Annotated in this window: 19 protein-coding genes; 5 read left to right on the forward strand and 14 right to left on the reverse strand. The window is 68.2% G+C overall.

What is annotated here, in order from left to right; translation table 11 throughout:
* Positions 1–28 precede the first annotated feature (28 nt).
* Positions 29–1,486, forward strand: coding sequence for a peptide MFS transporter (locus tag FDA38_RS07910; protein WP_137253370.1), 1,458 nt, complete (start codon positions 29–31; stop codon positions 1,484–1,486).
* On the opposite strand, the gene FDA38_RS07915 is transcribed toward FDA38_RS07910, so the two are convergent.
* From FDA38_RS07915 to FDA38_RS07925, 3 genes are read right to left on the reverse strand one after another with little or no spacing between them, the layout of a single operon-like run.
* The gene (locus FDA38_RS07915; RefSeq protein ID WP_137253371.1) at positions 1,467–2,363 is read right to left on the reverse strand and encodes an alpha/beta hydrolase; all 897 of its coding nucleotides are present in this window, start codon (positions 2,361–2,363) and stop codon (positions 1,467–1,469) included. The two genes, FDA38_RS07910 and FDA38_RS07915, sit on opposite strands and share 20 nt — an antisense overlap.
* Positions 2,360–2,887: a hypothetical protein gene (locus FDA38_RS07920; protein WP_137253372.1), complete on the reverse strand. Its 528-nt coding sequence runs from the start codon at positions 2,885–2,887 to the stop codon at positions 2,360–2,362. The genes FDA38_RS07915 and FDA38_RS07920 overlap by 4 nt, the downstream gene beginning before the upstream one ends.
* 53 nt (positions 2,888–2,940) lie before the next feature.
* Positions 2,941–3,468, reverse strand: coding sequence for a CGNR zinc finger domain-containing protein (locus FDA38_RS07925; RefSeq protein ID WP_137253373.1), 528 nt, complete (start codon positions 3,466–3,468; stop codon positions 2,941–2,943).
* 54 nt (positions 3,469–3,522) lie between these two features.
* Here FDA38_RS07925 and FDA38_RS07930 point away from each other — a divergent pair, with 54 nt between their 5' ends.
* Positions 3,523–4,440: a 2-dehydropantoate 2-reductase gene (locus FDA38_RS07930; protein WP_137253374.1), complete on the forward strand. Its 918-nt coding sequence runs from the start codon at positions 3,523–3,525 to the stop codon at positions 4,438–4,440.
* Between the two features lie 46 nt (positions 4,441–4,486).
* On the opposite strand, the gene FDA38_RS07935 is transcribed toward FDA38_RS07930, so the two are convergent.
* Complete coding sequence (locus FDA38_RS07935; RefSeq protein ID WP_137253375.1) at positions 4,487–4,912, reverse strand: MarR family winged helix-turn-helix transcriptional regulator; 426 nt, start codon at positions 4,910–4,912, stop codon at positions 4,487–4,489.
* A 189-nt stretch (positions 4,913–5,101) separates the two neighbouring features.
* Here FDA38_RS07935 and FDA38_RS07940 point away from each other — a divergent pair, with 189 nt between their 5' ends.
* The gene (locus FDA38_RS07940) at positions 5,102–6,931 is read left to right on the forward strand and encodes an ABC transporter ATP-binding protein (RefSeq protein ID WP_233714584.1); all 1,830 of its coding nucleotides are present in this window, start codon (positions 5,102–5,104) and stop codon (positions 6,929–6,931) included.
* A 55-nt stretch (positions 6,932–6,986) separates the two neighbouring features.
* Entirely contained in the window at positions 6,987–9,380 is a 2,394-nt protein-coding gene (locus FDA38_RS07945) for a glycoside hydrolase family 95 protein (RefSeq protein ID WP_137253377.1), read from the forward strand.
* Here the strand turns inward: FDA38_RS07945 and FDA38_RS07950 are convergent.
* Positions 9,365–10,102, reverse strand: coding sequence for an SDR family NAD(P)-dependent oxidoreductase (locus FDA38_RS07950; RefSeq protein ID WP_170989619.1), 738 nt, complete (start codon positions 10,100–10,102; stop codon positions 9,365–9,367). The two genes, FDA38_RS07945 and FDA38_RS07950, sit on opposite strands and share 16 nt — an antisense overlap.
* A gap of 159 nt (positions 10,103–10,261) precedes the next feature.
* The gene (locus FDA38_RS07955; protein WP_137253379.1) at positions 10,262–11,026 is read right to left on the reverse strand and encodes a maleate cis-trans isomerase family protein; all 765 of its coding nucleotides are present in this window, start codon (positions 11,024–11,026) and stop codon (positions 10,262–10,264) included.
* A 64-nt stretch (positions 11,027–11,090) separates the two neighbouring features.
* On the opposite strand from FDA38_RS07955, the gene FDA38_RS07960 reads away from it, so the two are divergent.
* Entirely contained in the window at positions 11,091–11,927 is an 837-nt protein-coding gene (locus tag FDA38_RS07960) for a class I SAM-dependent methyltransferase (protein WP_233714585.1), read from the forward strand.
* 46 nt (positions 11,928–11,973) lie between these two features.
* Here the strand turns inward: FDA38_RS07960 and FDA38_RS07965 are convergent, their stop codons facing one another.
* The 8 genes from FDA38_RS07965 to FDA38_RS08005 all read right to left on the reverse strand — a co-directional run bounded on the left by FDA38_RS07965 (position 11,974) and on the right by FDA38_RS08005 (position 17,862).
* Positions 11,974–12,189, reverse strand: a complete 216-nt coding sequence (locus FDA38_RS07965; protein ID WP_137253380.1) for an antitoxin — start codon at positions 12,187–12,189, stop codon at positions 11,974–11,976.
* 83 nt (positions 12,190–12,272) lie between these two features.
* Positions 12,273–13,028, reverse strand: coding sequence for an isocitrate lyase/PEP mutase family protein (locus tag FDA38_RS07970; protein WP_137253381.1), 756 nt, complete (start codon positions 13,026–13,028; stop codon positions 12,273–12,275).
* Positions 13,029–13,033: 5 nt separating this feature from the next.
* The gene (locus FDA38_RS07975; RefSeq protein WP_137253382.1) at positions 13,034–13,981 is read right to left on the reverse strand and encodes a sigma-70 family RNA polymerase sigma factor; all 948 of its coding nucleotides are present in this window, start codon (positions 13,979–13,981) and stop codon (positions 13,034–13,036) included.
* Entirely contained in the window at positions 13,981–15,309 is a 1,329-nt protein-coding gene (locus FDA38_RS07980; protein WP_233714586.1) for a DHA2 family efflux MFS transporter permease subunit, read from the reverse strand. The genes FDA38_RS07975 and FDA38_RS07980 overlap by 1 nt, the downstream gene beginning before the upstream one ends.
* A 127-nt stretch (positions 15,310–15,436) precedes the next feature.
* Positions 15,437–15,868 carry a PaaI family thioesterase gene (locus FDA38_RS07990; RefSeq protein ID WP_233714587.1) on the reverse strand — a complete coding sequence of 144 codons (432 nt, stop codon included), beginning with the start codon at positions 15,866–15,868 and terminating at the stop codon, positions 15,437–15,439.
* Positions 15,869–15,880: 12 nt separating this feature from the next.
* Positions 15,881–16,600: an anti-sigma factor gene (locus FDA38_RS07995; RefSeq protein ID WP_137253384.1), complete on the reverse strand. Its 720-nt coding sequence runs from the start codon at positions 16,598–16,600 to the stop codon at positions 15,881–15,883.
* Complete coding sequence (sigK, locus tag FDA38_RS08000) at positions 16,597–17,196, reverse strand: ECF RNA polymerase sigma factor SigK (protein ID WP_137253385.1); 600 nt, start codon at positions 17,194–17,196, stop codon at positions 16,597–16,599. The genes FDA38_RS07995 and sigK overlap by 4 nt, the downstream gene beginning before the upstream one ends.
* 3 nt (positions 17,197–17,199) lie before the next feature.
* Positions 17,200–17,862 carry a fasciclin domain-containing protein gene (locus FDA38_RS08005; protein ID WP_137253386.1) on the reverse strand — a complete coding sequence of 221 codons (663 nt, stop codon included), beginning with the start codon at positions 17,860–17,862 and terminating at the stop codon, positions 17,200–17,202.
* Positions 17,863–17,889: the final 27 nt, after the last annotated feature.

Here is a 17,889-nt window from a genome sequence, read left to right on the forward strand (position 1 = left end):
TGAGCCGATCAGCAAGGAGATTCTTGCCGTGAGCAGCCCGGAGACCGAACAATCGCAACGCACGTTCTTCGGCCAGCCGCCCGTACTGGCCAATCTTTTCGGCGTCGAGCTGTGGGAACGCTTCTCGTTCTACGGCATGCAGGGCATCCTGCTGATCTACCTGTACTACCCCGCCGATCGCGGCGGCCTGGGCATCGACGAAGGTACGGCGACCAGCATCGTCGGCGCGTACGGCGGACTCGTCTACCTCTCCACGATCCTCGGCGCCTGGCTCGCCGACCGCGTGATCGGCCCCGAACGGACCCTGTTCTACGCGGCGGTCGTGGTGATGGTCGGTCATATCGCGCTCGCAGTGATCCCCGGCCTGGCCGGGGTCGCGGTCGGGCTGGTGCTGATCGCCGTCGGTAGCGGCGGGGTGAAGGCGAACGCCACCTCCCTGGTCGGGACGCTGTACAGCGAGAACGACGATCGCCGCGACGCCGGCTTCTCCCTCTTCTACCTCGGGATCAACCTCGGCGCCTTCGCCGGACCGCTGCTGACCGGGCTGCTGCAGAAGAACGTCGGTTTCCACTACGGCTTCGCGCTGGCGGCGGCGGGGATGTTCCTCGGCCTCGTCCAGTACGGTGCCGGCCGTCGCCGGCTGAGCGACGAGGCCCGCCGGGTGCCGAACCCGCTGACCCCCGACGCGATGCGGCGGATGATCATCGGCGCCGTGGCGGCGCTGGTGGTCGTCGTCGGGATCTTGATCTCCGGCATCCTGCCCGCCGCGCGGTACGCGCTCGCGGTCGCGGTGATCAGCGCGCTCGCCGCGATCGCGTACTTCGTCGTCATCCTCGGCAGCGGCCGGCTGACCGACGTCGAACGGAGCCGGGTGCTCGCGTTCATCCCGCTGTTCATCGCGAGTGCGGCGTTCTGGTCGCTCTATCAGCAGCAGTTCACCGTGGTGACGGTCTATTCGGACCAGCGCCTGGACCGGAACATCTTCGGCTGGGAGATGCCGGTGTCGTTCGTGCAGTCGATCAACCCGGTGATGATCATCGTCCTGTCCGGCGTGTTCGCCGCGCTGTGGACGAAACTCGGTTCGCGGCAGCCGTCGACACCGATCAAGTTCAGCGCCGGGCTGGCCGTGATGGGGATCGCGTTCCTGCTGTTCCTGACCATGGCCGGCGGCGGTCCGAACAGCGCGCCGCTGCTCGGACTCGCCGGCATCCTGCTGGTCTTCACGATCGCCGAGCTACTGATCTCGCCGGTCGGTCTCTCCTTGTCGACAAAACTCGCGCCCGAGGCGTTCCGCACCCAGATGGTCGCGTTGTTCTTCCTCTCGGTCGCACTCGGTACGGCGATGTCCGGCGTACTCGCGAAGCTCTACAGCACCGAGCACGAGGCGCCGTACTTCGGCGTCATCGGCGTGGTCGCGCTGGTACTGGGTGGGCTGCTCGCGCTGGCCTCCCGTCCGATCAAGCGCCTCATGCGCGGGGTGCACTGAACGTCGAGCGGAGGTCTGCGCCGATCAACTCGACCGCATGACGCCCGGCCGACAATGCGGCCGGAAAGTTGAGGAACGCGTGCATGGTGTCGGCGTACTCGACGAGCCGGGTTGGTATACCGGCCTGTCCGAGACGGTCGGCGTAGGCGATGGCGTCCGGTCGCAACGAGTCTCGGCCGGCGGCCAGCATGAGCGTTGGTGGGAGACCGGCGAGCGAGTCTGCTTTGAGCGGTACGGCGGTGGATGGGATCTCGTCCGTGGCGAAGTACCACTCGTGCCAGTCTGCGTCCGGGTGTAGGTCCAGGGTCGGGTAGCAGAGGATCTGGCGGTCGGGGAGTCGGGTGCCTTCGTCCCGCGCCAGCAAACAGGTGCCGGCGGCAAGCGCAGCTCCCGCGCTCTGACCTCCGATGGCGATCTGGCCGTCGCCGTTCAGCTCGGCGGCGTGTTCGCGGATCCATTGCAGCGTTTCGTAGGTGTCGTGAAGCCCTGCTGGATAAGGGGCTTCGGGCGCCAGTCGATAGTTGAGCGAGACAACGGTGACGTTGCCGTTGGCAGCGATGCCGGAGGTCGCGTACTCGATGTCGCGTAGGTGACCGCCGATGAAACCGCCGCCGTGCAGCCAGAGCACGATCGGTCGCGGCTGGGTTGCGTAGCGGTATACCCGTGCTGCCAGCGTGCGTCCGGGGAGTTCGATCGTCAGGTCGTCCAACGAAACGCGGGGATCGGGTAGGCCGGCCAGCGCGGGATCCGGTAGGTCTTCGCGGTCCAGCAGCAATGCTTCGTAAGAGTCTTCGATCGCCGGCGCGTCGGCGAGCAGCTTCAGCAGGGCGTCGGTTTCGGACCCGTACTCCGGGCTCTCGATCAGCTCCGGGGTCATGCGGCCACCGGCTGCAGATGACGGGCCGCGTGGGCGAACAGGAACCCGTCCGGCGTCGTCGACACATATTCGGCCAGCGCCCCGATCCCGCCGTCGAACCCGGCACCGGTCGACGGGTCGGCCCACGCCTGCTCGTCGTACTGCTCGATCTCGGTCACCAGCGTGGCGCCGACGCTGGTGAACCGGTGGAGCACCAGCTCGGACGGGATCCGCCGCCCGGCTTCGACGCCGCCCAGGTTGAGGGCTCGCCCGATCTCGGCGGTCTCCCAGCGCGGGTCGAGGCTCCAGTGCAGCCGGCCGGCCTTGGCATCCCGCAGTACGGCGAGGTTGATCTCGTCCCACATCAGCACGTGGGCGACTAGGTCGTGCAAGGAGTCGCAGAAGTCGCCGAGCGGGCCGGCAGTCACGTCGTACGGCGCCCTCAGCTCGTCCTCGCTCTTTCCCTCGACCCGGCTGAGCAGGAGTTCCTGGTCGCGGCGGATCATTCCGGCCGCCTGCGCCGGAGTAGTAGTCGGTGTACGCATACCGACAATCAACCAGCCGCGCTGTCCACGCCCTGATGGATTGCGCGAACTTCTCAATCGGGCGCGCGGTACGTCGCCATCTTGGCCCGGGCGCCGCAGGTGTTCATCGAGCACCAGCGGCGTTGGCCTGGGCGGCTCGTGTCGACGAACAGCAGGGAACAGTCGTCGGACGCGCAGACCCGGATCCGCTCGGCCAGCGGCCCGGTGACCAGGTCGACCGCATCGCGGGCGAGCCTGCTGAGCAGCTCCGGAACGTCTGTCAGCGCTGTGGCCACGCGACGGTCCGGGGTCAGCCGCGGGCCGGCCAGCGGGCGGGTGCTCCATTGGTTGACCACGTCGAGATCGGCGGGACGCGTGGCGCCGGTGAAGAGCCGGTAGAGCGCCTCCCGGAGCTGGACCGCCTGACGGTACGTCCGGCGCGAGACCGGCACCTCGTCATGCGTGAGGCCCGCCTCCCGGAACCAGCGAGCCAGATCTGCCGGCTCCTGCATGCGCTCGAACGGAGCCTGCTCCCGCTTGCCGACGGTCGCGGTGAAGTCGACCGACGGGCGGCTGCCGACCCAGGTGAAGCGCGTGTTCATGGCCGTAGCCTATCATTTCTGTTACCAGTTAAACCGGTAACAAGGGAGCAGCTTGTGAGGATCGGGATCATCGGCGCCGGTGGTGTGGGCGGGTACTTCGGCGCGCGGCTGGCCGCGGCGGGGCAGGACGTCGGGTTCGTGGCGCGGGGCAAGCACCTCGAGGCGCTGAGGTCGGACGGATTGGTGGTGCAGAGCCCCCTGGGTGACCTCCAGTTGCCGGTGCAGGCGACGAGCGATCCGGCCGAGCTCGGGGTGGTCGACTTCGTTCTGGTCAGCGTGAAGACCTGGCAGCTGTCCGAGGCGATCGGCGCGATCCAGCCGCTGGTCGGTCCCGACACCGCGATCGTGACGGTGCAGAACGGCGTAGAGGCGCCGGATCAGGTGGCCGAGTCGTTCGGGCGGGACGCCGTACTGCCCGGTGCTGCCGAGGTGATCGCGTACGTCGACGGTCCGGGGATCATCCGGCACCTCGGCAGCGGCAAGCTGACGTTCGCCGAGTGGGACAACCGGCCGTCCTCCCGCGCCGACTCGCTCCGGGATGCCTTCGTCGCGGCCGGACTGCAAGCGGTCGTCGCGGAGGACATCTGGGCCGCGCTGTGGAGCAAGTTCCTCTCGGTCGTCCCGAGCGGCGGCCTGGGTACTGCGACGGGCGCTGGGTACGGCGTACTCCGGACGCACCCCGCCACCCGGCGACTCCTCACCGATGCCACCACCGAGATCCGCGACGTCGCCGTTGCCCGCGGCATCCACCTCGCGGAGGATGTCGTACCCCGGACCCTCGCCTGGATCGACAGCCTCCCGGCCGACGGCACCACCTCTCTCCAGCGCGACCTCATCGCCGGTCGCCCCTCCGAACTCGACGCCTGGACCGGCGCGGTCGTGCGCCTGGGCAACGAAGCGGGCGTCCCGACCCCGGTCAACACGTTCCTCTATGAGCTCGCCACCGCCCGAGCACTTGCCACTAGCAACTAGTCGCAGTTGCTTCTCAACTGCATGCTCAAAGACCTAAATGGCCTGATCAGTCCTCGGCCAGGCGCTGGAGCAGCTGGGCCAGCGTCTGCTGCTCGTCGGCGGTCAGGCGGGACAGTTGAGTCACCATTACGTCGCGGCGTTTTTCCCGGAGGGTCGTCAGGATCTGGCGGCCCTCAGGGGTGAGGTCCACCAGGGTTGCCCGGCGGTCGTGTGGGTCCGGTTGCCGTTCCAGCAGTCCGGCCGCCTCCAGGTCGTCCACGACCGAGGTGGCCGAGCGCGGCACGATTCCGAGCCGCGCCGCCAGCTCGCTCAGTCGCAGCGGCTGGTCTGCGTTGTCGAGCGTCCGCAGTACGCGGAATTGGCCGTGGGTGACGCTTTCGCCGAAGCCCTCGCGGGAGGCGCGGCGTTGTCGGCGGACGATTCCGTCCAGCAACGCTGCGATCTGCTCCGCGGCATCATCCGGCCCATGCATGAGCAGAGCCTAGTAGTCGGCGGCCCGTAGGGCCGTCGTGCGCGCGTGGGAATAGAACGGGATCTTGTGAGGTTGTCTCATAATGAGTTAACCTCAGTATAACTGTTCCCTGCCGAAAGGGTCTGTATGTCACAGATTTCTGGACTTCCCGGCGGGGGAGCCGGGGGCGGGCGTGCGATGCGCTCGCTGATGAAAGACTCCTCCGTTCGTCACCACAAGCTTTCCGCCGGCACGCTCCGGCGGATTCTCGGGTTTGCCCGCCCCTACCGCGGCTACCTCGCCTTCTTCCTGGTCCTCGTCGCGTTCGACGCCGGGACCGGTGCAGTCACCCCGCTGCTGTTCAAGGCGATCATCGACAAGGGGATCATCCCCGGCCATGCCCAGGTCGTCGTCTGGCTCGCCTTCGTCGTCGCCATGCTGGCGGTCGCGAACAGCGCGATCACCCTCGGCGAGCGCTGGTTCTCCGCACGGATCGGTGAAGGTCTCGTCTACGACCTCCGCACCGCCGTCTTCGACCACGTGCAGCAACTCCCCGTCGCCTTCTTCAGCCGGACACAGACCGGCGCCCTGATCCAGCGGCTCAACGGCGACGTCCTCGGCGCCCAGCAGGCGTTCACCTCGACGCTCTCGAACGTCGTCAGCAACCTGCTCAGCGTCGCCCTCGTACTCGCAGCGATGTTCGTGATGTCGTGGCAGATCACCCTGCTCGCCCTGGTCGTACTCCCGCTGTTCGTCATCCCGGCCCGGCTCCTGGCCGGGAAGTTGCGTGAGGCGACCGCCGAGACGTACAAGCTCAACGCCACGATGGCCCAGACCATGACCGAGCGCTTCAACGTCGCCGGTGCGGTTCTGGCCAAGGTCTTCGGCCGGACCCAGGACTCGTCGCGTGACTTCGCCGGCAAGGCTGCCCGCGTCCGCGACATCGGCGTCACCACCGCCATGTACGGCAGCATCTTCCGCGTCTCGCTGACCCTGGTAGCGGCGCTCGCCGTCGCCCTCGTGTACGGCGTCGGCGGTGTCTTCGCGGTAGAAGGTGCCCTCGGCATCGGTACGGTCGTTGCCCTGACGGCGTACCTGAACCGCCTGTACGGCCCGCTGACCGCGCTGTCCAACATTCAGGTCGACGTGATGACCACGCTGGTCAGCTTCGAGCGGGTGCTCGAGGTCCTCGATCTCCCGCCGATGGTTGCCGACCGCAAGGATGCGCGCGAGCTCCCGCCGACCGCCGAGCCGTCGATCGAGTTCGACCACGTGTCGTTCCACTACCCGTCGGCCGAGGAGGTGTCGCTCGCCTCGCTGGAGTCGGTCGCGACGCTGTCGGCCGAGACCGGTGAAGAGGTCCTCAAGGACGTCACCTTCACCGTCGAGCCAGGCCAACTGGTCGCCGTCGTCGGCCCGTCCGGTGCCGGCAAGTCGACGCTGTCCTCGCTCGTCTCCCGGATGTACGACGCCACCGGCGGGGCCGTGCTGGTCGGCGGTCACGACGTACGCGAAGTCACGCAGAGCTCGCTCCGCGCGGCGATCGGCGTCGTCACGCAGGACTCGCACATGTACCACGACACGATCCGCGCCAACCTGCTGCTCGCCCGCCCGGATGCCACCGACGCCGAACTGCACCAGGCGCTCCAAGGCGCCCAGATCGCGACGCTCGTCAAGAGCCTGCCCGACGGCCTCGACACCGTGGTCGGCGACCGCGGCTACCGGCTGTCCGGCGGTGAACGCCAGCGCCTCGCGATTGCCCGGCTGCTGCTCAAGTCCCCGTCGATCGTCATCCTCGACGAGGCGACCGCCCACCTCGACTCCGAGTCGGAGGCCGCGGTTCAGGCCGCGCTGGCCAACGCGCTGGTCGGCCGTACGTCGCTCGTCATCGCGCACCGGCTGTCGACGATCCGCAACGCCGACGTCATCCTCGTCCTCGACGAGGGCCGGATCCGCGAACGCGGTACCCACGAGGAACTCCTGGCCCAGGGCGGGCTGTACGCCGACCTGTACGCCACCCAGTTCGCCAAGGCGGCCTGACCGCCAGCTGGACCCCCGGTCGCGGGCGACGCCGCGCTCGGGGGAGGATCTCCGCATGAGAGATCGGATGACTGCGGCCGCCACCGAGCTGACGTACGACGCTCCCGCGGCGAACTGGCTGGAGGCGCTGCCGCTCGGCAACGGCCGGATCGGCGCGATGTCGTTCGGCGACCCCGGGCACGACCGGATCGCGTTGAACGACGAGACGCTCTGGTCGGGCAGTCCGGAGACCACCCGCCGGCTGGCCACGCCGGTGGGCGAGGTCGGCGCTGCCGCGGTGGATCGGATCCGGGCTGCGCTCGCGTCGGGCGACGTACGTACGGCGGAGGAGCTCGCTCATGGGTTCCACAGCGGGCACTCGCAGGCGTATCTCCCGCTCGGGGATCTGTTGCTTGATTTCCGGGTTGAGGGCGAGGTCACGAAGTACAAGCGTCGGCTCGATCTGGACACTGCGGTCGCGCGATCCTCGTATGAGGTGGCCGGTGTCGAGGTGCGGCAGGAGGTGTTTGTCAGCGCGCCGGCGCAGGCATTGATCCTATGTCTGGGCGCTTCGCAGCCACTCGACGTGACGATCAGCCTCACCTCGCAACTGCGTGCAACCACGGAAGCTGTCGGCGACAACGGTCTCGCGCTGCTCGCAACCTGCCCGTCGTCGGTCCCGCCGTCGCACGGCCGCGCCGGCCTGACGATCGAGTACTCCGACGGCCACGACCGCGGCATGAACGCCGCCGTCGTCCTCCGCGCCCAGACCGACGGATCGGTCACACCGACGCCCGAAGCGCTAACCGTCAGCAACTCGACGCAACTGCTACTCGTGCTATCGACCGCCACCGGCTACGAAGGCCCGCACACCGCGCCGACCCGGACGGGGGAGGAGTGCCGCGAGGCAGCCGACGCCAACGTGCGCACCGCCCTCGCCACCCCGGCCCTCGCCACCCCCGCCCTCCCTGACCCCGGCGGCGATGCCGGCACGGCGGGCGTCGCGGCGGGGCTGCGGGAGCAGCACATTGCCGACTATCAGCGGCTGTTCCGGCGTTCGGTTCTTACCTTGCCGTCGACCGCGGAGCTGACGACCGACCGCCGGCTCGCTGAAGCGTCCGACGATCCCGGCCTCGCCGCGCTCATCTACAACTTCGGCCGTTACCTGATGATCTCGAGCTCCCGCCCCGGCGGTCTCCCGACCAACCTGCAAGGGATCTGGAACGAGCATCTCCAGCCGCCGTGGAGCAGCAACTACACGGTCAACATCAACACCGAGATGAACTACTGGCCATCCGAGACCACCTCCCTGTCCGAGTGCCACGAGCCGCTGCTCACCTACGTGAAGAACCTCGCGCAAGCAGGACGCCGTACCGCCGAGGACCTGTACGGCGCAAAGGGCTGGGCCGCGCACCACAACGCCGACGCGTGGTGCTGGACCGCGCCCGTCGACGGCAACCCGAAGTGGTCGAACTGGCCGATGGCCGGCGTCTGGATGTGCCGCCACCTCTGGGACCACTTCGCCTTCACCGGAGACCGCGACTACCTCCGCGAGGCCTGGCCGGTACTGCGAGGTGCCGCCGAGTTCTGCCTCGACTGGCTGATCGAACTGCCGGACGGCACCCTCGGCACCGCGCCGTCGACGTCCCCGGAGAACGAGTTCATCGCCGCGGACGGCAGTCCCGCCTCGGTGACGATCTCTTCGACGATGGACCTGTCGCTGATCGCCGACCTGTTCGACCGCTGCACCCAGACGGCGAACGAGCTCGACCTGACCGACCCGCTCGTCGACGACCTGACCGCGGCCCGCAAGCGCCTCCCCGATCCGCAGGTTGGTGGCCGAGGGCAACTACAGGAGTGGCTCGACGACCTGCCCGAGGCAGAGCCGCACCACCGCCACACCTCCCATCTGATCGGCCTCCACCCCGGCGACCAGATCACCCCGGACGGTACGCCGGAACTCGCGCGGGCCGCCGCCCGCACCCTCGAACTGCGCGGCGACAAGAGCACCGGCTGGTCGCTCGCGTGGCGGATCTCGCTCTGGGCCAGACTGCGTGACGGCGCGGCCGCACACCGCCTTGTCCGTGAATTGCTCACGCCTGCAGGCGATTCCGGTACGGACTACGTCGGCGACGGTTCCGGCCTGTACCCGAACCTGTTCTGCGCGCACCCGCCGTTCCAGATCGACGGGAACTTCGGCGCCACCGCCGGGATCGCCGAGATGCTGCTGCAGAGTCACACCGGCGAGCTCGAGATCTTCCCCGCACTCCCGGCCGATTGGTCCGAGGGCGCGATCACCGGCCTGCGCGCTCGTGGTGGCATTGCGGTCGATCTGGAATGGTCACCGTCCGCTGTAAACGCCGTACTGACAGCGGATCGGGACACTACCGTGGTGATTCGGCATGGGGACCAGCGCGAGCAGGTATCGCTCAGCGCTGGTGTCCCGCTGACCGTTCAGGTCACGTCGTGAACGTGTAGGACGCTGCCCGTCTCCAGATCCCGGTCGAGCAGCGACCAGATGATGCGGGCAACGTTCTCAGGTTTCGAAAGCCGGCCGAGCGCCTCCATTTCGCGGAAGCGCGTCGACTCCGGGACTTCGTCCGGACTGCAGGCCCGGAGCTCGGCCTGCATATCGGTGTCGAGCGCGCCGGGTGACACGGAGATCACCCGGCAGCCGGGACTTCGGCGCCGCTGCTCCAGCCCGACCGTACGCACCCATTGGTCGATCCCCGCCTTGCCGGCGCAGTAGCTCGCCTCGCCTTCGTGCGGCCGGATCGCCGCGCCCGACGAGATCATGATCAGGTGCTGCTCGCACTCCCGGCCGGCCACCGCGCGCAGGAACGAGTGCCCGAGCACCTGGGCGGACGCCGAGTTCAGCAGGACATTCCGCGTGTACTCCGCGGTGTCGACGCGATCGGCCGACCCTAGCGGCGTCAACGTGCCGGCGTTATGGATGAACACCACCAGGTCCGGATCGCTCGTCTCGATCCGCTGCTGGAAGTCGTTCTCCACGACCGGCCACGACTCCGGATCGGCGAGATCGACGGCGACGTGATGCGCCCCCGGCGTACCACCACGACGCGAGAGGTCGACCAACTCCGCGTTCTCGAACGGAATCGTCGCCGCGAGTGCAGCCCCTAACCCTGCGGAGGCTCCCGAAATCCAGATCAGGATCCGCCGCAGCGAAGTCACTTTCCCATCCCCGAGCGCAGGCCAAAATCCAGCATCATGCAGTACCCCCTGCAGCGCCCCACCATCCCCTTGGACCAGCAGCCTACGACGCAGATCCCTTTAAATGCACCCCTTTCGGCGATTCTGCCTACCAGCTGAGTGTTCGCTGAGTGCCGTTCCCTACCGCACCCCGAACAGCCGGCCGTACCTGGTCGGACGCGCCGCGCTACGTGCAGCCTGGAGCAAGCCCCAGAGCAGGGCGGAGTTCGCCGTCACGACCGGAACACGCAGATCCTCTTCCAGAGCGGCGATTACACCGACAGCGCGGAACCCGTTCCCTCCGATGAACACCGCGTTTGCGTCTGCCGGAGTGTGGTGCACGATCCAGCTGAAGAGTTCTGAAGGGTTAATGCTGCGTTGGTTGCTCGGTAGGTCGCAGGATGCGTGTGCGACGACCTGCAGGCCTTGGGAGCGGAAGTACTCCGCGCCTAACCGGTCTAGCTCGGCGTCGAACCAGGGTGGGTTGAACAACGCGATGCGATCGATGCCTAGCGCACCGAAACCGGCGACGGCGGCGGCGCAGGGTGCGACGACCGGGATACCGGCGCGTTCAGTCAAGCGATCGACTACCTTGCGTTCGCCGTCCGGCCCGCCGACGTACGACGAACTGGTGAAGCCGATGCCGATGGCACTGATCGGCGCTGCCGCCAGCAGAGCCGTGGCGTCGTCGATCGCGGGCGGTTCGACGAAGGCGTGCACTGGAGCGAGCGGGATCGTCGGATCCATCGTCCCGCCGGCCGCCATCCCACCGAACGGCACCCGGGTCGCGTGGATGCACACGCCGTCCGGTGCCATCGCCTGTAGTTCTGACTCGGGCCCGACGTCGCCGTGCGGTATCAGGACTCCGAGTCGGGTGCGCACATCCCATCCGTCTGATGACCACATGAGCCCCCTCCTTCCCCCACAAAAGAGTGTGCGCCTCGGTCGGCGGGGTCGGTAGCCTCGCTCGGTGGACAGCGACTGGGACTGGCAGTGGGATGCGAGCTTGTATGCCGGGAGTGCTCGGCACTACGCGGTGGGGCGGATGGCCTACCCAGTGGCGTTGGGGGAGGCGATCAGGGACGAGCTGGGGCTGGACGGTCGCGGGCGGTTGCTGGACATCGGCTGTGGGCCCGGTTCGCTGACGTTGCTGCTGGCGCCGTACTTCGCGGAAGCGGTCGGGGTGGATGCGGACGGTGAGATGGTCGAGGTGGCTGCGTCGCGGGCCGCTGAGCAGGATCTGAGCAATGTGACGTGGCAGCAGATGCGGGCGGAAGAGCTGCCGGGGGAGCTCGGCAAGTTCCAGGTGGTGTCGTTCGCGCAGTCGTTCCACTGGATGGATCAGGAACTCGTCGCCGATCGGGTCCGCGGGATGCTCGAACCCGACGGCGCCTGGGTCCACGTCGGCGCGACGACGCATCGCGGCATCGAAGGAGAGCACGAGCTGCCGCACCCGCGGCCGCCATGGGATGCGATCGACGCGCTGGTGACGCGTTACCTCGGTCCGGTACGGCGTGCCGGCCAGAGCGTCCTGCCGACGGGAACGCGGCCAGGTGAAGAAGTGGTCATGCAGGCCGCCGGGTATCGCGGACCCACGCGGGTAGTCGTCGGTGGCAACGAAGTCGAGGAGCGCACGGTGGACGACGTCGTCGCGGCCGTCTTCTCACTGTCCAGCTCGACACCGCACCTGCTCGGCGCTCAGCTGCCGGCCTTCGAGGCCGACCTGCGCGAACTGCTCGGCAAAGCCTCGGACAACGGCATGTTCTCCGAGCAACGCCGGGAGATCGAAGCCGTCATCTGGCGCTGACGCCTGCCGTTCGAGGGGGCTGACCCCCCTCGAACGGCACGGGATGTCAGGACTGGTTGTCCGGGATGTCGTCGTTCTCGCCGTCGAGGTTGTCCAGCTGGTCCTTGGCGAAATCGGTGCCCTGATCGATCTTGTCGCCGTACTTGCCGCCGGTCTTCTCGTCGGCGAAGTCACCGGCCTTGTCGAGGCCCTCGCCGACCTTGTCGCCGTGCTCGTTGACGAGATCGGCGGCCTTGTCCTTCATGTTGTCGAACATGCCCATCGTCTTTCCCCGTTCTGTCGATGGTTGCCTTGTACTAGCAACGCCGTTATTACCCGATCGCAGGGATCCCACACAAGGGGTGATCACCCGGCAAACGGATTCCGGTCCGCTTGCAGCGCCGGCAGGACGGAACCCGCGAACACGCCGTACAGGTGTCGCTGGAACATCGGGCCGAAGCTGATCCGGGCCACCCCTCGCGCTGTGTAGTCGGCGATCGAGTGCGCGCCCTGTCCGTACGCAACGTTCACCGGACCGTCGATCTGTGTCGTCAACGTGGCAATCAGATCGAGCTCGCCGACCCCGATCGGGTACACGCAGTCGGCGCCCGCGGTGAGGTACCGGTCGCCGCGATCGAGCGCGGTCTGTAACTGTTCTGCCGCCGAGCCGGCCTTGCGAATGAAGGAATCGATGCGGGCGTTGATGACGAGCTCGTCCCCGGCCGCGGCCCGAACCGCGGCCAGGAAGTCGGCCTGCTCGGACGGGTCAACCATCTCTCCGGTAGCGGGATCGGAGTCCTCGAGGTTGAGCCCGACGGCGCCGGTGGCAAGGAAGCGTTCGACCAGTTCGACCGGTGCCAGCCGGTACCCGCGCTCGAAGTCGACCGTGACCGGCACGGACACCGAGCGCGCGATGTGGGTGGCGGCGGCGAGTACGTCGTCGACCGGCACGTTCTCGCCGTCGTCGTACCCGAGGATCGCGGCCGTAGCGTTGCTGCTGGTGGCGACCGCGCCGAACCCGGCCGCCTCGACCACTCGCGCCGACGCCGCGTCCCAGGCGTTCGGTACGACGAGCGGAGTACCGGGAACATGCAGCTCCCGCAGAGTAGTTGCCAATGACATCGAAATCAGCTCCTGTGGATCAAAGGCAGCCCGAAGGCTGGGAACAAAGCAGGTTGGTGGAAAGCGAGCACCGCCGAGATGCCCGCAGAAGTCAGCGTGAGCACCTTGACCGAGTGCGCGTGGTACTGACCGTCCGCGCCGTGGATGTAGAGCGCGAAGGCCGGCTGGCCGTTCGCCGAGGTCTCGACCAGCACGCGCCGGTCCGCCCCGGGCCGCAGCTTCGAGTCGAGCAGCCGCAGTACGTCGGCACGCCCGCTGAACCAGGTCGGGATCGGCGGCATCTCCCACCGCGCGTCCTCGGTGAACAGGCCTTCCAGTACGACGAGATCCTTGCTCTCCATCGCCGCCTGGAACTGGTCGAGCAGCGCCCGCCGCAGGGGCTCGTGCGGTTCACGCAACTCGTCTTCGCGCGGCTTCAGCCGGGCGAGCTCGGCTCGTGCCCGCTGCAGTGAGCTGTTCACGGCCGCGGTCGTTGTGTCGAGCAACGATGCGACATCTGCAGCCGGCCAGGTGAGGACTTCGCGCAGGATCAGTACGGCGCGTTGCCGGGGCGGAAGATGTTGCATCGCAGCAACCATTGCCAGCCGCAAGCTCTGCCGGTCGCCGACCACCGTGGCCGGATCCGCCCCCAGTAACTGATCCGGGAACGGCTCCAGCCACGGCACCTCGAGCGCTTGCGCGTGCAGGTCCTCCGGGTCGTTGCCCGGGGCACCCAGCGCCGACGGGACGACCCGGCGGCTGCTGTGTTGCAGGAGGTTCAGGCACACGTTGGTCGCGATCCGGTACAACCAGGTGCGGATCGTCGATCGGTGCTCGAAGTCCGCATGACCCCGCCAGGCGCGCAGGTACGTCTCCTGGACCGCGTCCTCGGCGTCGTGCAACGAGCCGAGCATCCGGTAGCAGTGCGCCACCAGCTCGCCCCGGTGCTGTGCGAACTCCTCCTCGAGGTTCATCAGACTCCTTCCACCACCAACTCGCCGGTCCGGTCATCGGTACGACGACGCCGCGCCGCGATCGCGAAGCCCGAGAGTGCCCCGAGCAACGACAGTACGCCGCCACCGGCGAGTGCCCGGGCGAATCCGTCACCCGTGTAACCACCGGCCGCGGTGAACACCGATCCGAGTACGGCGACCCCGGCCGCGCCGCCGAGCTGACGGTTCATGCTGTAGATACCGGACGCGATACCGACGGCATCCCGCGGCAGCGCCGACATCGCCGCGCTCTGCGCCGCCGGCATCGCCAGCGAGATCCCGCAGCCGCAGATCACGAGCGGCGCGACGAGTTCGTAGTACTGATCGGCGCCTCGGCTGAGCCAGAGCATGCCGATCGTCTGCAGCGCCATACCGATCACGACCAGCGGACGTTCACCGACGCGATCTACCAGCCGGCCCGCGATCGGCCCGACGATGAAGAGCGTGGCCGTCCAGGGGAGCAGCTGCAGCCCGGCCTTGAGCGGCGCCGATCCGAGCTCGGCCTGCATGTACTGCGAGAGGAAGAAGACCGCGCTGATCAGCGCGGCAGTGAGGAAGAAACCGGCCGAGTTCGCCGCGGTGAACGTCCGGTTCCGGAAGAACGCGAGCGGAATCATCGCGTGATCGGTACGCCGCTCCCATAGCCCGAACGCGACGAGCATCACGACACCGATCGCGAACGCCGTGAGTACTTCGGCACTCGTCCAGCCCGCCGACTCGCCGCGCACCGTGCCCCAGACCAGCCCGAGTACGGCGAGGCTGATCAGCACCGCGCCGATCAGATCCAACCGCCGGGCAGGCCCGGTGCTCTCCGGGATCTTCGCCAGTACCACGCCGATCGCGACCACGCCGATCGGCACGTTGATCCAGAAGATCCATTGCCAGGAGAGCCCCTCGGTCACCGCGCCGCCGATCAGCGGTCCGCCGAGTACGGCGATACCGGTCACGCCGCTGAACACGCCGATCGCCTGACCGCGTCGCTCGGGCGGGAACGCCGCGCCGAGCAGGCCCATCGCCAGCGGCATCACGATCGCCGCACCGACGCCCTGCACGGCCCTGGCCGCGATCAGGAACGGGAGGGACGTCGCCAGCGCGCAGGCGACGGACGCGGCGGTGAAGAGCGCCAGTCCGGCCGCGTAGGTACGTCGCCGGCCGAGACGGTCGCCGATCGCGGCGGCCGTCATCAGAAGCATCGCGAAACTCAACCCATAGGCGTTGACCGTCCACTCGAGCTGCTCGGCCGAGGCGCCGAGGTCACTCCGGATCGTGGTCAGAGCCGCAGCGACCACGAGGGTGTCCAACGCGACCATGACCGACCCCAGGGAGGTCAGTCCTAGAACCCATCGTTGTTGACCTGTCATTCGTGCAGAAGATTGCTTCACACGAGTACAGACCAGCGCCGAGGGCCGAACTCATCGCTGCGATGAGAACAAGTTTTCAGCGCTCGGGCCGGGCCTCGACCTGGATCAGCGTCTGCTGACCGACCGCGACCAGCGTCCGGCGGTCACCCGCGACTGCGAAGACCTCGAGTTTGCAGATCGTCAGCGTCCGGCCCGGCTTGATCACGGTGCCCACGGCCTCGAGCCGCTCGCCCTCCGCCGGGGCGAGCAGATTGATCTTGAACTCGACCGTGAGCACCGTCGTACCCTCGGGGAACAGCGTGAACGCCGCATATCCACCGGCACTGTCCGCGATCGAGCTCGTCGCCCCCGCGTGAAAGTACCCATGCTGCTGCGTGACCTCGGGCCGGCTCGGCAGCTCGATCCGCACCTCGCCCGCCCCGACGTACGAGATCCGCGCCCCGAGATGCTCCATCAGCCCTTGCCGGTCGAAGCTCTCCCGGACCCGCGCCTCAGCAGCCTCCGTCATGCCCGGAGAGTACTAGGCCAGCGGGACCAGCGCGGCGGCCGGCAAGGTCGGGGTGCGGGAGCCGCCATCAGGTTCAACGGTCAGGCCGAACGTTGCCATTCCGGTGGTGGAGCCGTTGATGACCTGGGTGATGTCGCCGCTGGCGAGGCCGATCGAGGTGGCCTTGTTCGACGGGTCCATCATCCAGAGCTGCCAGGTTCGGTCCTTGGGCAGTTTCGGGAGATCGCGGAGTACGACGACCGACTTGTCGGCTTTTGTGGAGAGGACGACCGTGGCTTGGCCGCCGCCTTCGACGGTGCCGTGGACGGTGCGTGCGTCGGGCTGGGCCAGTACTGCGGCCATCTGCTGGTTCGCGCTCTCCGCGGCGGTGCGGTCCTGGTACTGGTCGATCGCGACGCCGCCGGCGGCAGCCACCGCGAGTGCCGCTGCGGCCAGGGCGAGCACCGAGCGTCGGGTGAAGCGCTGGACCTTCGACGTCGAGCTGACGACGGGGACCTGCGGGGGCAGTTGGCGGACGTCCTCGATGGCGGCCATCACGTTCGCCTTCAGGCTGGGTGGCGGCGGGGTCGAGACCTGGGTGGCGAGCTTGACCGCGGCTGTGCGGAGTTCGGCGACCTCTGCCGTGCAGAACGTGCAGACGGCGAGGTGGGCCTCGAAATGCGCTCGTTCGTCCTCGGGCAGTGCGTCGAGGACATAAGGGCCGGCCAAGGTGTGCACGTCCGGTTCTGTCATGGCCGTTCCCCCTTTGCAGAGCCTAGGCAGTCGCGCAGACGGATCAGGCCGTCGCGCATCCTCGCCTTGATGGTCGGGAGTTTCGCCCCGAGTTGATGGGCGACCTCCGGGTAGGTGTATCCGTTGTAGTACGCCAGTTCGATCGACTCACGTTGCAGCTCGGTCAGCGACCCGAGGCAGCGGCGTACCTGCTCTGCCTCGAGCCGCGTGCTGACCGTATCCGCGACCTGGTCGAAGTCGACCTCGACGGACCGGGCGCCGGCCAGGTCGGTCCGGTCCGCCGAGGCCTGCTCGGAGCGCACCCGGTCGACTGCCCGGCGGTGCGCGATGGTGAGGATCCACGAGTGCGCCGAACCCCGATCGGCGTCGTACCTGGTGGCCGTTCGCCAGACGTCGATCATCACCTCCTGCGTGACTTCCTCCGACTGGGCCGGGTTACGCAGAATCCGGCGTACCAGGCCGAACACCCAGGGGGCGACCCGGTCGTAGAGCGCGCTGAACGCGGCCGTGTCACCGGTCGCGGTCAGCGCCAGGAGGTCTCCGTCGGATCGGTTGGGCGATCCGACGGGCCAGGGAAGCGCGGTGGGTTCGGTCACGGGTCAGCTTGCCGGGGGCATCAGCACGGAGTCGATGAGGTACACGGTAGCGTTCGCGGTCCGGACGCCGCCGCAGATCACGTTCGCGCCGTTCACCTTCAGGCTGTTGCCCGAGCCGGAGACCGTGACGTCCTGCTTCTCGACGGTCGCGTGCGTGCCGACCACTGCGGACGGGTCGAGCTGGCCGGCGACCACGTGGTACGTGAGGATCTTGGTCAGCAGCGCGTCGTTGGTCTTCAGCGTGTTGACGGTGGCGGTCGGGATCTTCGCGAAGGCCGTGTCGACCGGCGCGAAGACGGTGAACTCGCCGCCGTTGAGCGTCGAGACCAGGTCGACCTTCGGGTTGAGCTTGCCGGAAACGGCCGCGACCAGGGTCGTCAGCAGCGGGTTGCCCGAGGCAGCGGTGGCTACCGGGGCGGCCGCCATACCGTCGATCGAGCCGGCGCCGCTCGGGTTGGCCTTCGCGTAACCGGCGCAGCCCGGGCCGACCAGGTCGCTCGCGGCGTCGCTCATGGCCGGGGTGGTGGCACTCGCGGACGGAGCGCTGGACGAGCTTGCCGGAGCGCTGGAGCTGCTGTTGTCGTTCGAACCACCGCAGGCGGACGCGGTCACGGCGAGGGCCAGCGCACTGAGGGCGAGGCCGGCGCGGGTGAGTTGCTTGGACATGAGGTGACTCTTTCCTGACGAGGTTGT

Source organism: Kribbella jiaozuonensis (genome assembly GCF_005233875.1).
Taxonomy (GTDB): domain Bacteria; phylum Actinomycetota; class Actinomycetes; order Propionibacteriales; family Kribbellaceae; genus Kribbella; species Kribbella jiaozuonensis.

Coding starts and splice junctions, on each gene's coding strand:
- FDA38_RS07940 (WP_233714584.1), top strand. CDS start 5,102: ATGAAAGACTCCTCCGTTCGTCACCACAAGCTTTCCGCCGGCACGCTC.
- FDA38_RS07945 (WP_137253377.1), top strand. CDS start 6,987: ATGAGAGATCGGATGACTGCGGCCGCCACCGAGCTGACGTACGACGCT.
- FDA38_RS07925 (WP_137253373.1), bottom strand. CDS start 3,468: ATGAACACGCGCTTCACCTGGGTCGGCAGCCGCCCGTCGGTCGACTTC.
- FDA38_RS07935 (WP_137253375.1), bottom strand. CDS start 4,912: ATGCATGGGCCGGATGATGCCGCGGAGCAGATCGCAGCGTTGCTGGAC.
- FDA38_RS07980 (WP_233714586.1), bottom strand. CDS start 15,309: ATGGTCGCGTTGGACACCCTCGTGGTCGCTGCGGCTCTGACCACGATC.
- FDA38_RS07920 (WP_137253372.1), bottom strand. CDS start 2,887: ATGCGTACACCGACTACTACTCCGGCGCAGGCGGCCGGAATGATCCGC.
- FDA38_RS07970 (WP_137253381.1), bottom strand. CDS start 13,028: ATGTCATTGGCAACTACTCTGCGGGAGCTGCATGTTCCCGGTACTCCG.
- FDA38_RS08005 (WP_137253386.1), bottom strand. CDS start 17,862: ATGTCCAAGCAACTCACCCGCGCCGGCCTCGCCCTCAGTGCGCTGGCC.
- FDA38_RS07990 (WP_233714587.1), bottom strand. CDS start 15,868: ATGACGGAGGCTGCTGAGGCGCGGGTCCGGGAGAGCTTCGACCGGCAA.
- FDA38_RS07915 (WP_137253371.1), bottom strand. CDS start 2,363: ATGACCCCGGAGCTGATCGAGAGCCCGGAGTACGGGTCCGAAACCGAC.
- FDA38_RS07975 (WP_137253382.1), bottom strand. CDS start 13,981: ATGAACCTCGAGGAGGAGTTCGCACAGCACCGGGGCGAGCTGGTGGCG.
- FDA38_RS07955 (WP_137253379.1), bottom strand. CDS start 11,026: ATGTGGTCATCAGACGGATGGGATGTGCGCACCCGACTCGGAGTCCTG.
- FDA38_RS07995 (WP_137253384.1), bottom strand. CDS start 16,600: ATGACAGAACCGGACGTGCACACCTTGGCCGGCCCTTATGTCCTCGAC.
- FDA38_RS07965 (WP_137253380.1), bottom strand. CDS start 12,189: ATGGGCATGTTCGACAACATGAAGGACAAGGCCGCCGATCTCGTCAAC.